The 15901-nt window shown below is 54.3% G+C and carries 11 protein-coding genes and 1 tRNA gene; 8 read left to right on the top strand and 4 right to left on the bottom strand.

The features are described from left to right. Window positions 1-370: 370 nt before the first annotated feature. A complete protein-coding gene (locus ACSSVV_RS10485) occupies window positions 371-1261 on the bottom strand; it encodes an integrase domain-containing protein (protein ID WP_022991852.1) in 891 nt (296 codons plus the stop codon). A 1102-nt stretch (window positions 1262-2363) separates the two neighbouring features. Here ACSSVV_RS10485 and ACSSVV_RS10480 point away from each other — a divergent pair. The 6 genes from ACSSVV_RS10480 to ACSSVV_RS10455 all read left to right on the top strand — a co-directional run bounded on the left by ACSSVV_RS10480 (window position 2364) and on the right by ACSSVV_RS10455 (window position 11333). After that, window positions 2364-4088, top strand: coding sequence for a type I restriction-modification system subunit M (locus ACSSVV_RS10480; protein ID WP_022991850.1), 1725 nt, complete (start codon window positions 2364-2366; stop codon window positions 4086-4088). Then, entirely contained in the window at window positions 4081-5349 is a 1269-nt protein-coding gene (locus ACSSVV_RS10475) for a restriction endonuclease subunit S (RefSeq protein ID WP_022991849.1), read from the top strand. Before ACSSVV_RS10480 ends, ACSSVV_RS10475 begins: the two co-directional genes overlap by 8 nt. A 504-nt stretch (window positions 5350-5853) precedes the next feature. Then, window positions 5854-6945, top strand: coding sequence for a helix-turn-helix domain-containing protein (locus ACSSVV_RS10470; protein ID WP_022991847.1), 1092 nt, complete (start codon window positions 5854-5856; stop codon window positions 6943-6945). Then, entirely contained in the window at window positions 6920-7414 is a 495-nt protein-coding gene (locus ACSSVV_RS10465) for a PIN domain-containing protein (protein ID WP_022991846.1), read from the top strand. The genes ACSSVV_RS10470 and ACSSVV_RS10465 overlap by 26 nt, the downstream gene beginning before the upstream one ends. Window positions 7415-7503: 89 nt before the next feature. Beyond that, window positions 7504-10617, top strand: coding sequence for a type I restriction endonuclease subunit R (locus tag ACSSVV_RS10460; protein ID WP_036149195.1), 3114 nt, complete (start codon window positions 7504-7506; stop codon window positions 10615-10617). Then, complete coding sequence (locus ACSSVV_RS10455; RefSeq protein ID WP_022991844.1) at window positions 10614-11333, top strand: M48 family metallopeptidase; 720 nt, start codon at window positions 10614-10616, stop codon at window positions 11331-11333. Before ACSSVV_RS10460 ends, ACSSVV_RS10455 begins: the two co-directional genes overlap by 4 nt. 67 nt (window positions 11334-11400) lie before the next feature. Here the strand turns inward: ACSSVV_RS10455 and ACSSVV_RS10450 are convergent, their stop codons facing one another. The 3 genes from ACSSVV_RS10450 to ACSSVV_RS10440 form a co-directional block, all read right to left on the bottom strand. After that, window positions 11401-11619, bottom strand: coding sequence for a helix-turn-helix transcriptional regulator (locus tag ACSSVV_RS10450; protein WP_022991843.1), 219 nt, complete (start codon window positions 11617-11619; stop codon window positions 11401-11403). A gap of 111 nt (window positions 11620-11730) precedes the next feature. Then, window positions 11731-13035 (bottom strand): tyrosine-type recombinase/integrase, encoded by a 1305-nt coding sequence (locus ACSSVV_RS10445; protein WP_022991842.1) that lies wholly within the window; start codon window positions 13033-13035, stop codon window positions 11731-11733. A 174-nt stretch (window positions 13036-13209) separates the two neighbouring features. Continuing rightward, window positions 13210-13283, bottom strand: a tRNA-Gly gene (locus tag ACSSVV_RS10440). 72 nt (window positions 13284-13355) lie between these two features. Between ACSSVV_RS10440 and ACSSVV_RS10435 the strand changes: the two genes are divergently transcribed. Continuing rightward, entirely contained in the window at window positions 13356-15068 is a 1713-nt protein-coding gene (locus ACSSVV_RS10435; protein ID WP_022991841.1) for a potassium/proton antiporter, read from the top strand. Between the two features lie 119 nt (window positions 15069-15187). Then, window positions 15188-15745 carry a L,D-transpeptidase family protein gene (locus ACSSVV_RS10430; protein WP_011783701.1) on the top strand — a complete coding sequence of 186 codons (558 nt, stop codon included), beginning with the start codon at window positions 15188-15190 and terminating at the stop codon, window positions 15743-15745. The last annotated feature ends 156 nt before the right edge of the window (window positions 15746-15901 follow it).

Raw genomic sequence — 15901 nt, 5'->3', positions numbered from 1 at the left:
TTCCATCCGATCCTGAATCTGCTAACAGTAGTACTTTTTCGACTGCTTAACACCAATCTTCCCTGGACGACCTCCTTGTCCCGTCGCTGTCTTTACACCGAGAGCGCCCATCCACGTTTCTGGTCGTCCCGTCGCTCTGATAATCAGTCCAAGTGCACGCATATATTCGCTTTTTGTTGCGTCAGACGACGAATGGGCTGGCAGCCAAACATTCCGAAAGAACTGACAATTTTTCAACTTAATCTGCTCTGGCCGGGTTACGTGAGGGAATTGCGCCTCAATTACCGAAACAATCCGGATCATCCGGTTGATGTACCGTTTCCGCTCCGTTTCACTGAGTGCACTGAAATCCAATCGCCGCAAAATGTGGTCAAGCTGCATCGCGCGTTCCTCCCACATAAGAACTGGCTACTGACACTCTGTTGTGGCCCAGCTGCCTGGCCACTTCCTCCCTGGCAAGCCGGTCCATGATTTTGTCTCGAATTGGCTCTTTCAGCGGCGACGGCCCGCCCATCACTTCCTCGTAGATATCCTGGGCAAAACCCGCCCTGAGTTCCATGAAGTGAGGAATTCCGGATGACTGCAAAAACTGCCGGCATGGATTTACGTCGTTCAGCAAAAACGACTTTACCGTGTCGGTTTTCGACAACAGGTTTCGGGATCCTTCCGGTCGAACCTCGATGGCATATCGCAACGCTTCCATTCGAAATTCATTCGCCTTGATGGTGCGGTCTTTGGATTTCCGTCCGCCTTTGCAACCTTCGAGAATCGTCACCTCTCCAGCAGCCTCGATTTCCCGCTTCATACGGTCAAGGTCCTGAATGACGCATTCCCGTACACGCATACCCCAGGCACGAGCCATCAGAATTACGGCCGCACCACGCACGAATCCGGCAGCGATTGCAAGATCGACTGCATGCTTGGTATCGAGGACATCCGCCTGGATCTCTTTGGTCCTCACCGATTGCCTGCAAACACCAAGGAGTTCCCGGGCCGACACTGTCAATTGGCCATCACCCCGAAATGCTCGCATAACGGTGTTAACCGTGCTGATGGCATTGTGTGCGTATGCGACGCTGATTTGCTCATCGACATCCCCATCAGGCCACTCGTAGTCACCATTCAATCGGGCTTTGATGTAGGCCCCGAATTGAAGGATGAATTCCCGATCGATTTTCCTAGCATCGTTCATCTCACAGCGTTTGCAGTAGCGCACAAATACAGCAGAGCGGCGGCCACTTTTGACAGATTTGTTGCTCATTCCATCCTCCGTTCTGTTGAAAAATCATGAATACAGAGTGCGTGGCCGACCATGCGGAATCTGGGGCAAAGAGCCGGTCCCCACGCTGATGCTCCGCCCCGTAGTCCGCATTAAGTGTGACTGTGCCAAAGCATTGAAGGCCTTGACGGTGGGAGCATCCATCGTGCTGGTGTATCAGCACTTGTGCGTCTCGATTGCGGGCCGTGAACACGAGATCGAGAATCGACAGCGTGCACGGGGAGCGGCATCTCGTAATCAGCGAGATATCGCAACGGAGGGTTTGCCGAACGGCGGTGGGATGACCGGGGAGGCGAGCAGCCAACGATGATGCGCTGGTAACGGTCCTTGTTGCTCAGTTGCGGAGTTAACGTAGACCTTTTCCGCAAATATCGGTCATTGATTAGGCTTGCAACTTACTGATATCAGTGTGTTTGCAAGTCTCTTACCTATATCCATCTCACTATATAAACAGCAGCACTGCTGAGTGGTTAGCAGATCGGGTTTTGTGTTGGCGTTGATAGGCGCTCGTGCGGGAGTTGCTGGCGTGGCCAGCAGTTTTGGATTGGATCTCGGAGATCCATTGAGGAGGGTGATCACGGGGATCATTTCTGGCTCCGGCGAAGCCGGTTGTAAATGCTGATTATTTAAAATGCCCAGCTAGCACCCCTCGTAGTCCAAAAATGGAAGTGAGGATTTGATGATAAGTCTGGCGCATTGCTCTGAAGAGCTCAACGCGTGAAAACGCGAATTTTCCACGTAAACTCAAGAATATCCCACACCCAGAGTCCCGGCTTGCTCCCAAAGAAGAAGGGTCTAGCAAGAAAGGTGAGCACGGCAAGTGGACCCGAAGTGTACTCGAAATGGACTTACGCAAATTGCGCCGCAGCACGACCTTACAAAAAAGCGGCTCTAAGTGCCTTTGGAGTCCAGTTGGAGTCCACTGCGGCCGAATGAGCTCTTGGTATCCGGCGATGCACATTGCCGGCACAGGCCCACGCCGATAAACTCAAACCCGTTTTCACCCGCATGGGGCCAAACTGATTTTCGCCCGTCCTTGTTCGGCACACGCCCCATGCTCATTGCAGTAGATGGAACCCATTGAATGAGCCACAACATCACCCTTCAGCAACTTGAATCCTTCCTATGGGAAGCCGCCGACATTCTGCGTGGCAACATGGACGCATCCGAATACAAGGACTACATCTTCGGGATGATGTTTCTGAAACGTCTGTCAGACGCTTTTGAAGAAGCACAGGAAGGCGTTGTCCGGTACTACATGGACAAGGGCAAGACCGAAGAACAAGCCCGCGAACTGGCGGACGATGAGGACGAATACGACAAGACCTTCTATATACCGCCCGTTGCCCGCTGGGGTGCAATCAAAGACCTAAAGCACGACATTGGCTCTGAACTGAACACCGCCACCGAAGCCATTGAAGAGTACAACCCCGTTCTGGAAGGGGTTCTGGTTTCCATCGACTTCAACATCAAGAACAAGCTGTCCGACAAAAAGCTGCGCGACCTGCTCACGCACTTCAGCCGCTACCGCCTGCGCAACGAAGACTTCGAACGTCCGGACCTGCTGGGCACCGCCTACGAATACCTGATCAAGATGTTCGCGGACAGCGCCGGTAAGAAAGGCGGTGAGTTCTACACCCCGTCTGAAGTGGTGCAGCTGCTGGTTGCCCTGCTGAAGCCTCATGCCGGTATGCGTATCTACGACCCCACCGCCGGTTCTGGCGGTATGCTGGTACAGACCCGCAACTATCTGGCTGCCAACGGTGAAAACCCTTCCAACTTGTCCCTGTTCGGTCAGGAGATGAACCTGAATACCTGGGCAATCTGCAAGATGAACATGTTCCTGCATGGGGTCTACAGCGCGGACATTCGCAAGGGTGACACCCTGCGCGAGCCCCAGCATACCCAAGGCGGGGAACTGATGACCTTTGACCGGGTAATTGCCAATCCGCCCTTCAGCTTGAAGAAGTGGGGTAAGGAAGAAGCCGACAGCGATTCTTATGGTCGCTTTCCCTACGGCACGCCGCCCAAGGATGCCGGTGACCTGGCATTCGTCCAGCACATGATTGCCAGCCTGAACGCAGAAGGCATGATGGGCGTAGTCATGCCCCACGGTGTTCTGTTCCGGGGTTCCAGTGAAAAAGCCATTCGCCAGGGCATTCTGAACGATGACCTGCTGGAAGCCGTAGTGGGTCTACCGGCAGCCCTGTTCTATGGCACAGGCATTCCCGCCTGCCTGTTGATCATCAACAAGAACAAACCGGCAGAGCGTAAAGGCAAGGTGCTGTTCATCAACAGCGAACTGGAATATGAAGAGGGCAAGAACCAGAACAAACTTCGCCAGCAGGACATTGAAAAGATCGTCCAGACCTTCGACGACTACGCCGAAATTAAACGCTATTCAAAAGTCGTCAGCTTGGCGGAGATCGCCGAAAACGATTACAACCTCAACATCCGCCGCTACGCCGACACCAGCCCTCCCACGGAAATCTTCGACGTGCGTGCCATTCTGCATGGTGGCATTCCGGTGCGGGAAGTGGAAAGCGAGTACATCCGGGAAGAGATTTTGGAAGACTTCGATGTGTCCACGGTGTTCGTGAAGCGAGATGCGGACTACTACGACTTCAAACCGGAGATCGGCACCAAAGAAGCTATTCGGGAAGCCGTGGGTCAAGTGGATGCCAAGTTAATTACCCAACTGGAACGCTGGTGGGACAAGTACCGGGTGTCGTTGAGCGAACTGGATACACAGGTGGCTGAAGCTGAGAGTGTGATGAAGGGGTATCTGAAGGAGCTGGGGTATGAGTAGAACTTATCCCCGCGACTGGCTTAGTGGCGTCATAGGCGATGCAATTGTTACGGCAGAAGGTGGAGTAAGCGTCAACTCGGAAAATCGACCAGCTAATGCTGCCGAATGCGGGGTATTAAAAACCAGTTCATTGGTGGATGGTCGCTTCGCCCCTGATGAGAACAAGGCAATCCTCCCAATTGACCGAGAGAGGGCAAGGATACAGCCTAGAAAAGACCACATCCTGTTCAGCCGAATGAATACGCCTGCATTGGTAGGACAAAGTGGATTTGTAGACAGAGATTATAAAAACTTATTCCTCCCAGATCGGATATGGCAACTAACCATACACAAAAACTTCGATCCACGGTGGTTCGGCTATTGCTTGAGGTCTGATCATGTTGCTAGGCAAATAATTGATGCCGCTACAGGTACGAGCAATTCGATGAAAAATATATCGAAACTTAGCTTAATGGCGATTCCTATATCATTCCCTCCTCTTTCGGAACAACAAAAAATCGCAGCCATCCTGTCATCCGTCGATGACGTGATCGAAAAAACACGCGCACAGATCGACAAGCTGAAAGACCTGAAAACCGGCATGATGCAGGAGTTATTGACCAAAGGGATTGGATCGGGCGGCGTTCCGCATACGGAGTTTAGTGATTCGCCGGTGGGAAAGATTCCGGTGACTTGGGAAGTTTTAGAAGTGGGTAGCTTCCTCTCTGAGAGAAGAACTCGTGGACTTGAAGGTTTGCCAATCTATTCGGTTCTCATGGACGGTGGGATGGTGCTAAGGGATACAGTTGATAGACGAGTCACTTCTGGTCTTGACGCCAGTGAGAACCGACTCGCTAAGCAGGGAGATTTGGCCTACAACATGATGCGCATGTGGCAAGGAGCATCAGGAATCGCACCAACGAACTGCTTGGTTAGCCCAGCTTATGTTGTGTGTCGCCCGTCGGAGCGAATCCACTCCGACTTCCTCGGCTACCTACTCAAAAGTCCAGCGGTAATACAGTTGCTACGTCGCTATTCACAAGGTCTGACGGGAGACCGATTACGGCTGTACTTTGATAGCTTCAAGAGAATAAAGTTGCCAATCCCTCCACGAGAAGAACAAATAAGGATTGCGGATGCGCTGAGTGCCTTGGACGATGAGATTGACAGCAAATCGATGCAATTGTCTTTACGCCAAAGCCTTAAACGTGCCCTCATGCAAGACCTGCTAACCGGCAAGGTTAGAGTTAAACTCGGCGAGCAAGAAAGTGCCGTCGCGTAAAAGTAAAAATGGCGGAGGCAATCGCCCCCGCCATTCAATCACCGCTTCTTACGAACCTTGATCGGAAAGACCTTGCCCTTCTTCGGGCGGATGATCTTTCCGTTCTTACGGATGTAAGGGCGGAAAATAATCTCATAGTCGTCTTTGCGAGCCATGGGATCATCTCCTGTAATAATCACGGCCTTGGAAACTTCGCAAAGTTGACGTGCTGCGCGGTGAGGTCTACTCTTTCGTGCGCAATATGCGATTGCAACCTGCCAAGAGAACAGGGCCGCCATGCTGAGTCCTGCTCTTTTGCGTCCTCCCGGTTCGGGCCCCCACCCGGGCCGGGAATCTTTCCAGAGAAAGCCCTTCAGACTCTCCTGCTACTCCGCCAATTCAAGTTTGAGGCGAAAAACACTACATCTTGTGTGTTTGTGTAACCAATCTACCTACTAGGTTGACACTCGTCAAGCTTAAACTAAAATCGTCAACCAATAGTTGTCAACATTAAGGAAGAGAGCCATGTTGCATGATCGGTTGCGTCGTGCACGAGTCCTGAAAAATATGTCCCTGCAACAGGTCGCTGACCAGATTGGAGACATTACCAAACAGGCTCTGTCGAAATATGAGCAGGGTAAGGATGCGCCCAATTCAACTCGCTTGATTCAGCTAGCGGATGTGCTGGGCGTGAATCCTGAATACTTCTTCCGCTCGGATTCCGTAGAACTGGGCGAGGTGGATTTTCGAAAGCATTCAGCGTTCGGTAAGAAGCAGCAGGAAGCGGTTAAAGAACAGGTTCGAGAGCACCTGGAGCGCTACCTGGCCGCCGAACGTCTGTTTGATAACGAAAATGACGACAACGGTTTCGCCCAGTGGCGGGAACATTTTCGGGTGTCGAACACCGACGAGATCGAAAAGGCAGCCGAAGACCTGCGGAAAGCTTGGCACCTGGGAACAAATCCGATTGCCAACCTCACCGAGACTCTGGAAGAAAATGGCATCAAGGTTGTCGGTCTTGAAGCCCATGAGAAGTTCGATGGTTTGTGCGCGGTGGTCAATGACGGCGCTGATGCAGTTATCGTCAGCAACACCTCTCGCCCGGGAGAACGGCAACGGTTCAATCTGGCCCACGAACTCGGTCATCTGGTGATGAACATTCCCAATGACATTCATAGCACTCGCGAAGAAGAAAACTGGTGCCACCGTTTTGCCGGTGCGTTTCTATTTCCTGCTAGCCAGGTTCGGGCGACTTTTGGCAACCATCGGAGCCGGGTACTGCTGAAGGAGTTCCTTCTGGCGAAAGAAGAATGGGGCATTTCCATTCAGGCTTTGCTGAGGCGTCTCTATGACCTGGATATCGTTCAACAGGGGTTCTATCAGAGTACTTTCCGCTTCTGGTCGTCCCGTGGTTATCGAAAGAACGAGCCAGAATCCCTGGATTCGGAAAATTCCTACCGTCTGCGCCAACTCGTTTACCGGGCGCTGGCTGAGGGGCTTGTAACTCCATCCAGAGCGGCGGAATTACTGGGTGTCGGTCTGGGAGAGATCGAGGATGTGATGGCTAACGGACAAGCAGGTGACGGCGCCGATGCCCACGAAGATTCTCGTTTCTGATACCAACATCTGGATCGACCTGCACCACAGTAACCTGCTGGAAAAAGTCTTTCAGTTGCCACACCAGTTCGTCACCACGGATTTTGTATGGCGGGAGCTTCGGAAACCACCCGGGGCGCAACTGCAAGACATGGGGCTCGTCATCGAAGCGATCAGCAGTGATGAAACCCTGGAGTTGTTTGGTCTAAAGCAGACGCTGAATAACTCCTCGCTGGCGGATGTGTCCTGCTACTTCATGGCCAGGGCGCGGGGCTGGACTTTGCTGACTAATGATGGGGCCCTTCGGAAATCTGGCCGACGCGCCTCGTTGGATGTTCGAGGCGTGCTCTGGATATTGGATGAACTGGAACACCACCGGGTTCTACCACCCACAGAGCTGTTCACCGCATTAACGGCCATGCTCAAGGCCGGGGCCCGCTTGCCTGAGGACGAATGTGATAAGCGCCTGGCCCGATGGCGCGCCGGCTGACATCCAATTTCTCCCTTCAAACTGCTAATCTAGGTTAATACCAATTAGTTGCCTCTCGCAGCAGGCACATGCTTACCAGGGAGCTTTCCTTGTTTCAGGATGAAGTCGAAAAGGTTGAACTGCCCGCCATCGAACAACTAACAGGCCTTGGCTGGAATTATTTACCGGGATCGGCGTTGGTGCCGACAGCCGCAGGTTCAGAGTCAGGTGAACGGGGCTACTACCGGGATGTGGTGCTGTCCAAACGGCTGGAAGCTGCCGTGGTCCGGCTGAACCCATGGATCAGTGACGAGAACCTGCGCAAAGTCATCCGCGAGTTCACTCACCCCAATCATGCGGGCTTGATGGAATACAATCAGTCCATTTACGACCTGCTGGTGAACTACCTGTCGGTGGAACAGGACCTGGGTGCCGGTCGCAAGGGGCAGACGGTCAAGGTTATCGACTTCGATAACCCTGAAAACAACGAATTCCTGTGTACCAATCAATTCAAGGTTGAAGGCCTCAACCAGAACATCATCCCGGATATCGTCTGCTTCGTGAACGGCTTGCCGCTGGCGGTGATTGAGTGCAAATCGCCGTATATTGCCGACGCAGTAGCCGAAGGGATTAACCAGCTACGCCGTTACGCCAACCTCCGCAACCCGGAAGACGACGAAGGTGCCCAGAAGCTGTTCTGGTACAACCAGCTTATGGTGTCTACCTGTCGGGATCAGGCGAAGGTGGGCACGATCAGTTCTAGCGCCCAGCATTACGGGGACTGGAAGGACGCTTACCCATTTACTGATGCGGATATCCGGGCGATGCTTCAGCAGTCTGACTTCATCTCCACCGGCTCGACTGCACCCATCCACAAGACCGGTGACGTGCCCTCACCAGAGTATCTGGTTGCCGCGAAACAGATCGCTTCAGGTGCCGGAACCCGTTCAGGCGAAGTCACCCCACAACAGCGGTTGCTTGCTGGCATGTTCAACCCAGCCAGCTTCCTGGACCTGATGCAGAACTTCACCCTGTTTGAGCCAGTAGATGGTCGCCTGATCAAAAAGGTGGCGCGGTATCAGCAGTACCGGGCAGTGAACAAGGTCATAGAGCGGCTCAAGAACGGCACCACGCGCAAGGAAAAGTCCGGGGTAGTCTGGCATACCCAAGGGTCCGGAAAGTCCCTGACCATGGTCATGCTGGCGGTAAAGATGCGCCGTGACCCGAAGTTGAAGCAGTACAAACTGGTGTTCGTGACCGACCGCACCCAACTGGACGGGCAACTGTCCAAAACCTTCCGGGATGCTCAAAACGAAACCATCTACAACGCTGGTTCCGTGGCGGAACTGAAGGAACTGCTGTCCAAGGATTCTTCCGACATTGTGACCGCCATGGTGCAGAAGTTTCAGGAAGCGGAACAGGAAGGTGACTTTTCCGACCTGAACCCCAGCGACAAGATCATTGTGCTGGCGGACGAAGCTCACCGCACCCAGTTTGGCGGGCTGGCAATGACCATCAACGCCGCCCTGCCCAACGCCCCGAAGATCGGTTTTACCGGCACGCCCCTGCTGAAGTCCCAGAAGATGGACAAGGCCTTCGGCGGCTACATCGACAAGTACAAAATCAACGAAGCGGTGGATGACGGTGCCACGGTACGCATCATCTACGAAGGTCGCCAGGTTCAGAGCGATGTGGTGGGTGATTCGCTGGACGCGCTGTTTGAAGAATACTTCAAAGACAAAAGCGACGACGAAAAGCGGGAAATCAAGAAAAAATACGGTGTGGAGCGCGCTGTACGGGAAGCCCCCGCCCGCATTCGCTGGGTGTGTATCGACCTGCTCAAGCATTACCGGGAAAAGATTCAGCCCAACGGCTTCAAAGCCATGATAGTGGTGGGCAGCCGCCATGCAGCCACGGTATTCAAAAAGACCCTGGACGAGCTGGAAGCGCCCCCGTCCGAAGTGATCATTTCCGGCACTCACAACGACCCGGCATACCTCAGCAAGTACGCCGACAGTGCGCACCAAAAGCAGGTAATCAGGAACTTCACCAAACCGATGGATGAAGACCCCACCAGCTTCCTGATCGTGAAGGATATGTTGCTGACTGGCTTCGATGCGCCCATTGCACAGGTGATGTATATCGATCGGAGCCTGAAAGACCATACCTTGATGCAGGCAATCGCACGGGTGAATCGAACCTATAAAGGTAAAGCCTGCGGTTACGTGGTGGATTACTACGGGCTGTCAGACTACCTGACCGACGCGCTGAAGCAGTTCAGCAGTGAGGACGTGGAAGGCGCCTACCACACCCTGAAAGACGAGATACCGCGCCTGAAATCGGCTCACACCCGTGTGGCTGCCATCTTTGCCGAGGTGAAAGGTACAGACGTGGATGATTACGTGCTGCACCTGAAAGATGAAGACACCCGCCAGCAGTTCGAACTGGCGTTCAGGAAGTTCGCCAAGCAGATGGAGGTGATCCTGCCGGACACCGCCGCCAAGCCGTTCATTCCGGACCTGAAGTTGTGGGGTAAGGTGCAGAACGCCGCCCGTAACCGCTACCGTGACCCCGGACTGAACATTAGCGATGCTGGGGCGAAAGTCCGCCAGCTGGTGGACGAACACATCATCAGCACCGGGGTAGACCCGAAGATTCCACCCGTGGACCTGATGGCAGCGAACTTCAAGGAGAGCGTGGAGCAGATCAAATCCCCCGAATCCCGCGCCTCCGAAATCGAAAGCGCCATCAAACACCACATTACGGTGAACCTGGACGAAGACCCGGAATACTACAAGTCCCTGAGCCTTCGACTGCGTGACATTATCGAAAAGACTGCGGGCAAGTGGGACCAGCAGCTGGAACTGCTGCTTCAGATGGTCGATAGCATGGAGTCCGAACACAAACAGGCGGCGGACGATCTGGGGCTGAGTGAAACCGAGTTCGCCTTCTACAACATCCTGATGGCAGAAGTCACCAGCCATGCCGGTGAAGATGCCATCAGCGAAGCCGTACACGACGAAATCAAGGCAACCAGCCAGGACTTGGTAGGCATGTTCGATGAAGCCACCCAGATTGTGGATTTCTTCAGTAAACCGGACGAAGTGAAGCGAATGAAGAAAGAAATCAAACGGGCCGTTCTGGACTGTTCGTTTGGCGAGAAAGCCTTGGTGAACGTGGTTCAGGATCGGTTCATGGAACTGGCACAGAACAAGTTCAAATGATGGCAGCTGCACACAAACCAGAATATAGGGATGGTCACGGCTTCATTGCCGAGATCATCCGCACCAACCGCCGCAAGTCTGCGGATATTCGGGTGGAAGACGGTGCCGTGTCTGTGGTGGTGCCCGTGAACACCCCTGCCGAAAAGATCGACCAGTTACTGGCAGCCAAACGCCGCTGGATCAAAGAAAAGATCACTCTGCACCGGGAAATGACCCCCGCCAGCAGCAAACGCTATGTGTCTGGCGAAGCCTTCAGCTATCTGGGGCGCAACTACCGGCTGAAGGTAGAAACAGGCAACTTCGCGCCTGTGAAGCTATTGAACGGGCGCTTGGTGGTCACCGTCCCCAACGGCACCGAACAACCCCACATGGTCCGCAACTCCCTTGTGCGCTGGTACAAACGGCAAGCAGAACAGAAGCTGACCGAGAAAGTTAACCGCTTCGCGCCCGTGGTTGGTGTGGAGCCTGCCGGAGTGGGAATCCGAACCTTCAAATCTCGCTGGGGTAGCTGCACCGCCAAGGGCAAGCTGGAATTTAACTGGCAGATCATGATGGCACCTAACCGGATGGTGGATTACGTGGTGGTTCACGAACTCTGCCACCTGATACGCCATGACCATTCCCCGGAGTTCTGGCGGGAGATGGCGCGGGTCATGCCGGATTACCCTAAACGCAGGGATTGGTTACGAACTCATGCGGCCAAGCTCCTGATGTAGCATTTGCCTGTCGAACTTCGACACTGATACAACCCAAGAGAGGTGTGACTATCCAAAGCGAACTCAATCAACGCTTTTCATCCCGAGCTGTAATCCGGTCAATCAGCCAGCAACGAACCTCCTCATACACATAAAAGGCTGGAGCCTGCTGAGAACTGCCATCCTTGATCGGCCTAGGAAAGGTGGGATCACGCTTCTTCAGCTCATAGAACCCACTGCTGGAGAGATCGAGCATTTCCATCAAGGTTTTCTGGCGGATAAGGATTTTCTGGATTTTCTTGGCCATAGGTGCCGCTCCTGAATTTGTTAAGAACGACACCTATACTATTGCCGGATTCGGTGGCCGTGTGGCGTCTAATTTCAATAAATTTGAAATAAGACCCGGGTGAGCCGATTTTCAAGCAGCAACCTGTTGGCCGGGTTCGACCGGCCGATACCGGATCATTGCCTCGACAACACGCTGCTCAAATTTCTTTTTCTGCTTTTCAGTCAACCCTTTCCTTAGCGCGTCCAGATAATCGGCATACCATTGCATCATCACCCGGCGGGCCTCCAGATACGCGGCTTGGTTATAGACACCGGCAACACCCGGCATCTTGTGAGAGAGCTGGGCTTCAATGTGGTAATGGTGCCAGCCATGCTCATGCAGAAGGGTAGAAGCGGTGTGCCGCGAACCGTGGCCGGTCAATCGCCCCTTATAACCGATGCCCCGTAGCATCTTGTTAATCGAATCTGTGGGCATGGTCGGATTCTTTGGCCCGATACTTGGAAACAGGTACCGGGACCGACCGGTCATTTCTTTGAGTTTTTTCAGCAAAGCCACGAGTTGAACCGGAAGGGGAACAATGTGCTGAGTCCTGTTTTTCATATTCCCCTCGGGCACAACCCACAACGCCAGATCCAGATTTACATGCGTCCACTCCGCCTTGACGACCATCCCAGGACGAGATGCTGTGAAAAGCGTCATTTTCATAGCAATCACGGTCTGTATCCGGGAGGTGGAGGATTCCACGGCTCTCAGAAAATCTGGCAGCTCAGGCTCTAATAAATGAGGGAAAGGAGTTTTTCCACCTCTTCGCTTGGCGATATACCTTAGTTCAGACGCGGGATTGGTCTCGCAGATTCCGCGCCCGATGGCGTAACGGAAGATCTGGTTCAGCGCCTGACGAACCTTCTTGCTTTTATCGAAGCTCTGGCTGAGCTCGATCTTGTGCTGCAGGTCGGCACACTGTTTTGGCGTAATCTGCTTGATCGGAATGTTTCCAAGTTCAGGCAGGATGTCATTGTCCAGATATCCACGCATCTGTTTGGCAGTACTTTTGGCATAACCATCATCGAGTTTCTTGTTGTACCAGTATTCACAAGACTCCGAGAAGGGATGTTCAATTAACGCCTTTTTGGCTGCTTCCTCAGCACGGCGAACTTCCCGAGGGTCCTTCCCGTCCGATACCTGTGCCTGAATGAGATCGGCCTGTTTTCGGGCAAACTTGGCGCTAACAGCCGGGTAACCACCAACACCCAGCCAGCTCCACTTACCATCAGGCCTTTTAAATCTGACCTCCCAGCGCTTAGAGCCATTAGCAGCCACGGTAAAATGCAGCTGGTTCGGCCCATCTTTGACCCTGTAGAGTTTCTCATCAGGCTCCAGGCTCCGCAGGACTGTCTCAGCCAGCGGGGTTCGCTTGATTTCTTTGCGCTTCATTCCGGTTTCCGTTTGTATAGCTTAGTTCGCCATTGAAACTACCATACAAGCCGCTATACACAACGGGCCCCGAGGTACAAGGATATACACGGGCGTATAAAGACATTAAGCTTACTTAAGCGATTGAAAAAACGGAGTTTTAAGGAGGTATCAGGATGTGTGCGGGTATCGGTTTGGAGCGGGCGATGGGAATCGAACCCACGTCGTAGGCTTGGGAAGCCTCTGCTCTACCATTGAGCTACGCCCGCCTGCATAATGATTGCCACAGCAATATAAGCCCGGGCCCTGCGTTCGGGCAAGCCCCTTTGGTCTGGAGTCTGATGGATCCCACACTTACCCTGATCGGCGCCTTGATGCTGGTGATCAGCATCGTTCTCAGCCCGCTTTCCAGCCGAGTCGGCATGCCCGTGCTGCTGATCTTCCTGGTCGTGGGCATGATGATGGGGGAGGACGGCCCGGGTGGCATCGAATTCGACAACTTCGAGCTGGCCTTCCTGATCGCCAATCTGGCGCTGGGTGTGATTCTGCTGGATGGCGGCATGCGTACCCGGGTGGAAACGTTCCGGGTGGGACTGCGGCCGGCGCTGGTGCTGGCCACCCTCGGCGTTGGCCTGACCGCCGGTGGCGCCGCACTGGTTGCCTGGTGGGTGTTCGACCTGCACTGGCTGATGGCGTTGCTGGTCGGCGCCATCATTTCCTCCACTGATGCTGCCGCCGTATTCTCACTGCTCCAGGGCCGGGGCCTGCATCTGAACGAGCGGGTCAGCGCCACGCTGGAAATCGAGTCCGGCAGTAACGACCCCATGGCCATTTTCCTGACTCTGCTGCTGGTTACCCTGATTGGCAGTTACAAAGAGGGGGCATTGGCCAAAGGCCTGATGATGCTGGTACAGCAGTTCGGCATCGGCACTGTGGCCGGCCTCCTTGGTGGCTTTGCCGTGGTTCAGCTGGTCAACCGGATACGACTGACCCCGTCGCTTTACCCGTTGTTGGTAGCCGCTGCCGGCATCGCCGTGTTCTCCGCCACCAATGCCATCGGCGGCAGTGGTTTTCTGGCGATTTACCTCACCGGGGTGGTGATTGGTAACCGGCATGTTCGGATGATGCCGATGATTCTTCAGGTGCATGATGGTCTGGCCTGGCTGGCGCAGCTTTGCCTGTTCCTGATGCTGGGCCTGCTGGTTAATCCATCGGATCTGGTGCCGCTGGCCGGTGGCGGTCTGATTCTGGCACTGGCGCTGATTTTCGTGATCCGGCCGGCCACCGTGCTACTCACGCTTTGGCCTTTCGCGTTCAATCGGCGGGAGTTGGGGTTTATCAGTTGGGTGGGCCTGCGTGGCGCAGTGCCGATCGTGCTCGCCCTGTTTCCGATTATTGCAGACCTCCCGGATGCCCAGCTGGTATTCCATGCCGCCTTCTTTATTGTGCTGGTATCGCTGCTGGTACAGGGCACCACCATGGCACCACTGGCGCGCAAACTGAAACTGGAGGTGCCTGCAGGGGAAGATCCGTACCGCAGGCTACCTCTGGATGTGCCTGCCGCAGGTGATCACGAACTGATGCTGTTTCCGCTGCGCGGCAAGAATTGGGAAAGCCCCCGGGCCCTCGGCCAGCTCAGGCTACCCGACAATACCGCCGTTGCCGGTATCTTCCGGGATCGCAAATGCCTTCAACCGACCCGGGAACTGGAAGTTGCCTCAGGCGATGTGGTGGCCATGTTTGCCACGCCGGCCTTGCTGCCGGATCTTGGCAAGGCCCTCAGCGGCCGACAGGCGCCGAAGCATCTGGCAGAACGGGCATTCTTCGGGGATTTTGTGCTCAATGGCGATGCCCTGCTGGGGGATGTTGAACAGGTGTACGGCATCGAATTTGACGAGCTGCCGCCCGAACTCTCCCTGGCTGAGTGTTTTGCCAGGCGCACCAAGGGCCACCCGGTGGTTGGTGACAAGGTTGTGCTCGGGCCCGTTACCCTGGTCGCCAGGGCCACCGACGCTGACCGGGTGACCAAAGTAGGCATGAAAATGGATTCCTGAATGGGATCCTGGTCAAGAAAAGCCAAACTCTGTAACAGAACCCCTTATCACCCCGTTACCAGGCTATGGTATAAACAGCATGAACAAAGTTTAACCATTTACCAATTTGTGCGAGTTTCATGATTGTTCGAGTTCTACTGACCATCGCCCTGATTGCCTCTCCTCTGCTGGCGTCAGCCTCTGAGCTTCTGGCCCGGGCCGACACCCGCATGATGCCGAGCGCACCGGAACCGGCGTTAATGGAAGGCCTGCTGGAGATTACCCAGGTACTGGTCAACAAAGGAGAACGTCGCCTGTACCTGCTCAGCGGTGATGAACCCGTACGCCAGTACCGCATCTCCCTCGGTGACAATCCCGTCGGCCACAAGCTGTATGAGGGGGATGAACGCACACCCGAGGGTGACTATGTACTGGACTGGCGCAATGCCAGCAGCGACTTCTACAAATCCATCCACATTTCCTACCCCAGCCCCCGCGACCGGGAACTGGCAGAAGCCTGGGGTCTTGATCCCGGCGGCAGCATCATGATTCATGGCCTACCCAACAATGCCGGCGACATGGCCTTTGCCTACACCGGGCTGGACTGGACCAATGGCTGCATTGCAGTGAGCAACGAAGCCATGGATGAAATCTGGCAACTGGTCCAGAACGGAACCCCCATCCGCATCGTTCCGTGATTCTTTCTGCTTGGTGACAACGCCATGAAAGCAGGATTAAGTTGTTGTCATAAGCTAAGAAAATTTACGTATCCTTAGTTAACATTTTGTCTCTGAGTGTTTTACACTGTTTAACGACTCCGGTAGTCACTGCCTATCGGGCCTAGCAGAAGGGAG

Source organism: Marinobacter sp. MBR-105, assembly GCF_053628895.1.
Note: the sequence above shows the minus strand (reverse complement) of the source record. Positions and strands in the feature narration are given on the sequence as shown.

What these genes read in the sequence shown, in the direction of transcription:
- ACSSVV_RS10445 (WP_022991842.1), bottom strand. Translation starts at nt 13,035, where the DNA reads ATGAAGCGCAAAGAAATCAAGCGAACCCCGCTGGCTGAGACAGTCCTG.
- ACSSVV_RS10480 (WP_022991850.1), top strand. Translation starts at nt 2,364, where the DNA reads ATGAGCCACAACATCACCCTTCAGCAACTTGAATCCTTCCTATGGGAA.
- ACSSVV_RS10475 (WP_022991849.1), top strand. Translation starts at nt 4,081, where the DNA reads ATGAGTAGAACTTATCCCCGCGACTGGCTTAGTGGCGTCATAGGCGAT.
- ACSSVV_RS10450 (WP_022991843.1), bottom strand. Translation starts at nt 11,619, where the DNA reads ATGGCCAAGAAAATCCAGAAAATCCTTATCCGCCAGAAAACCTTGATG.
- ACSSVV_RS10485 (WP_022991852.1), bottom strand. Translation starts at nt 1,261, where the DNA reads ATGAGCAACAAATCTGTCAAAAGTGGCCGCCGCTCTGCTGTATTTGTG.
- ACSSVV_RS10465 (WP_022991846.1), top strand. Translation starts at nt 6,920, where the DNA reads ATGCCCACGAAGATTCTCGTTTCTGATACCAACATCTGGATCGACCTG.
- ACSSVV_RS10455 (WP_022991844.1), top strand. Translation starts at nt 10,614, where the DNA reads ATGATGGCAGCTGCACACAAACCAGAATATAGGGATGGTCACGGCTTC.
- ACSSVV_RS10435 (WP_022991841.1), top strand. Translation starts at nt 13,356, where the DNA reads ATGGATCCCACACTTACCCTGATCGGCGCCTTGATGCTGGTGATCAGC.
- ACSSVV_RS10470 (WP_022991847.1), top strand. Translation starts at nt 5,854, where the DNA reads ATGTTGCATGATCGGTTGCGTCGTGCACGAGTCCTGAAAAATATGTCC.
- ACSSVV_RS10430 (WP_011783701.1), top strand. Translation starts at nt 15,188, where the DNA reads ATGATTGTTCGAGTTCTACTGACCATCGCCCTGATTGCCTCTCCTCTG.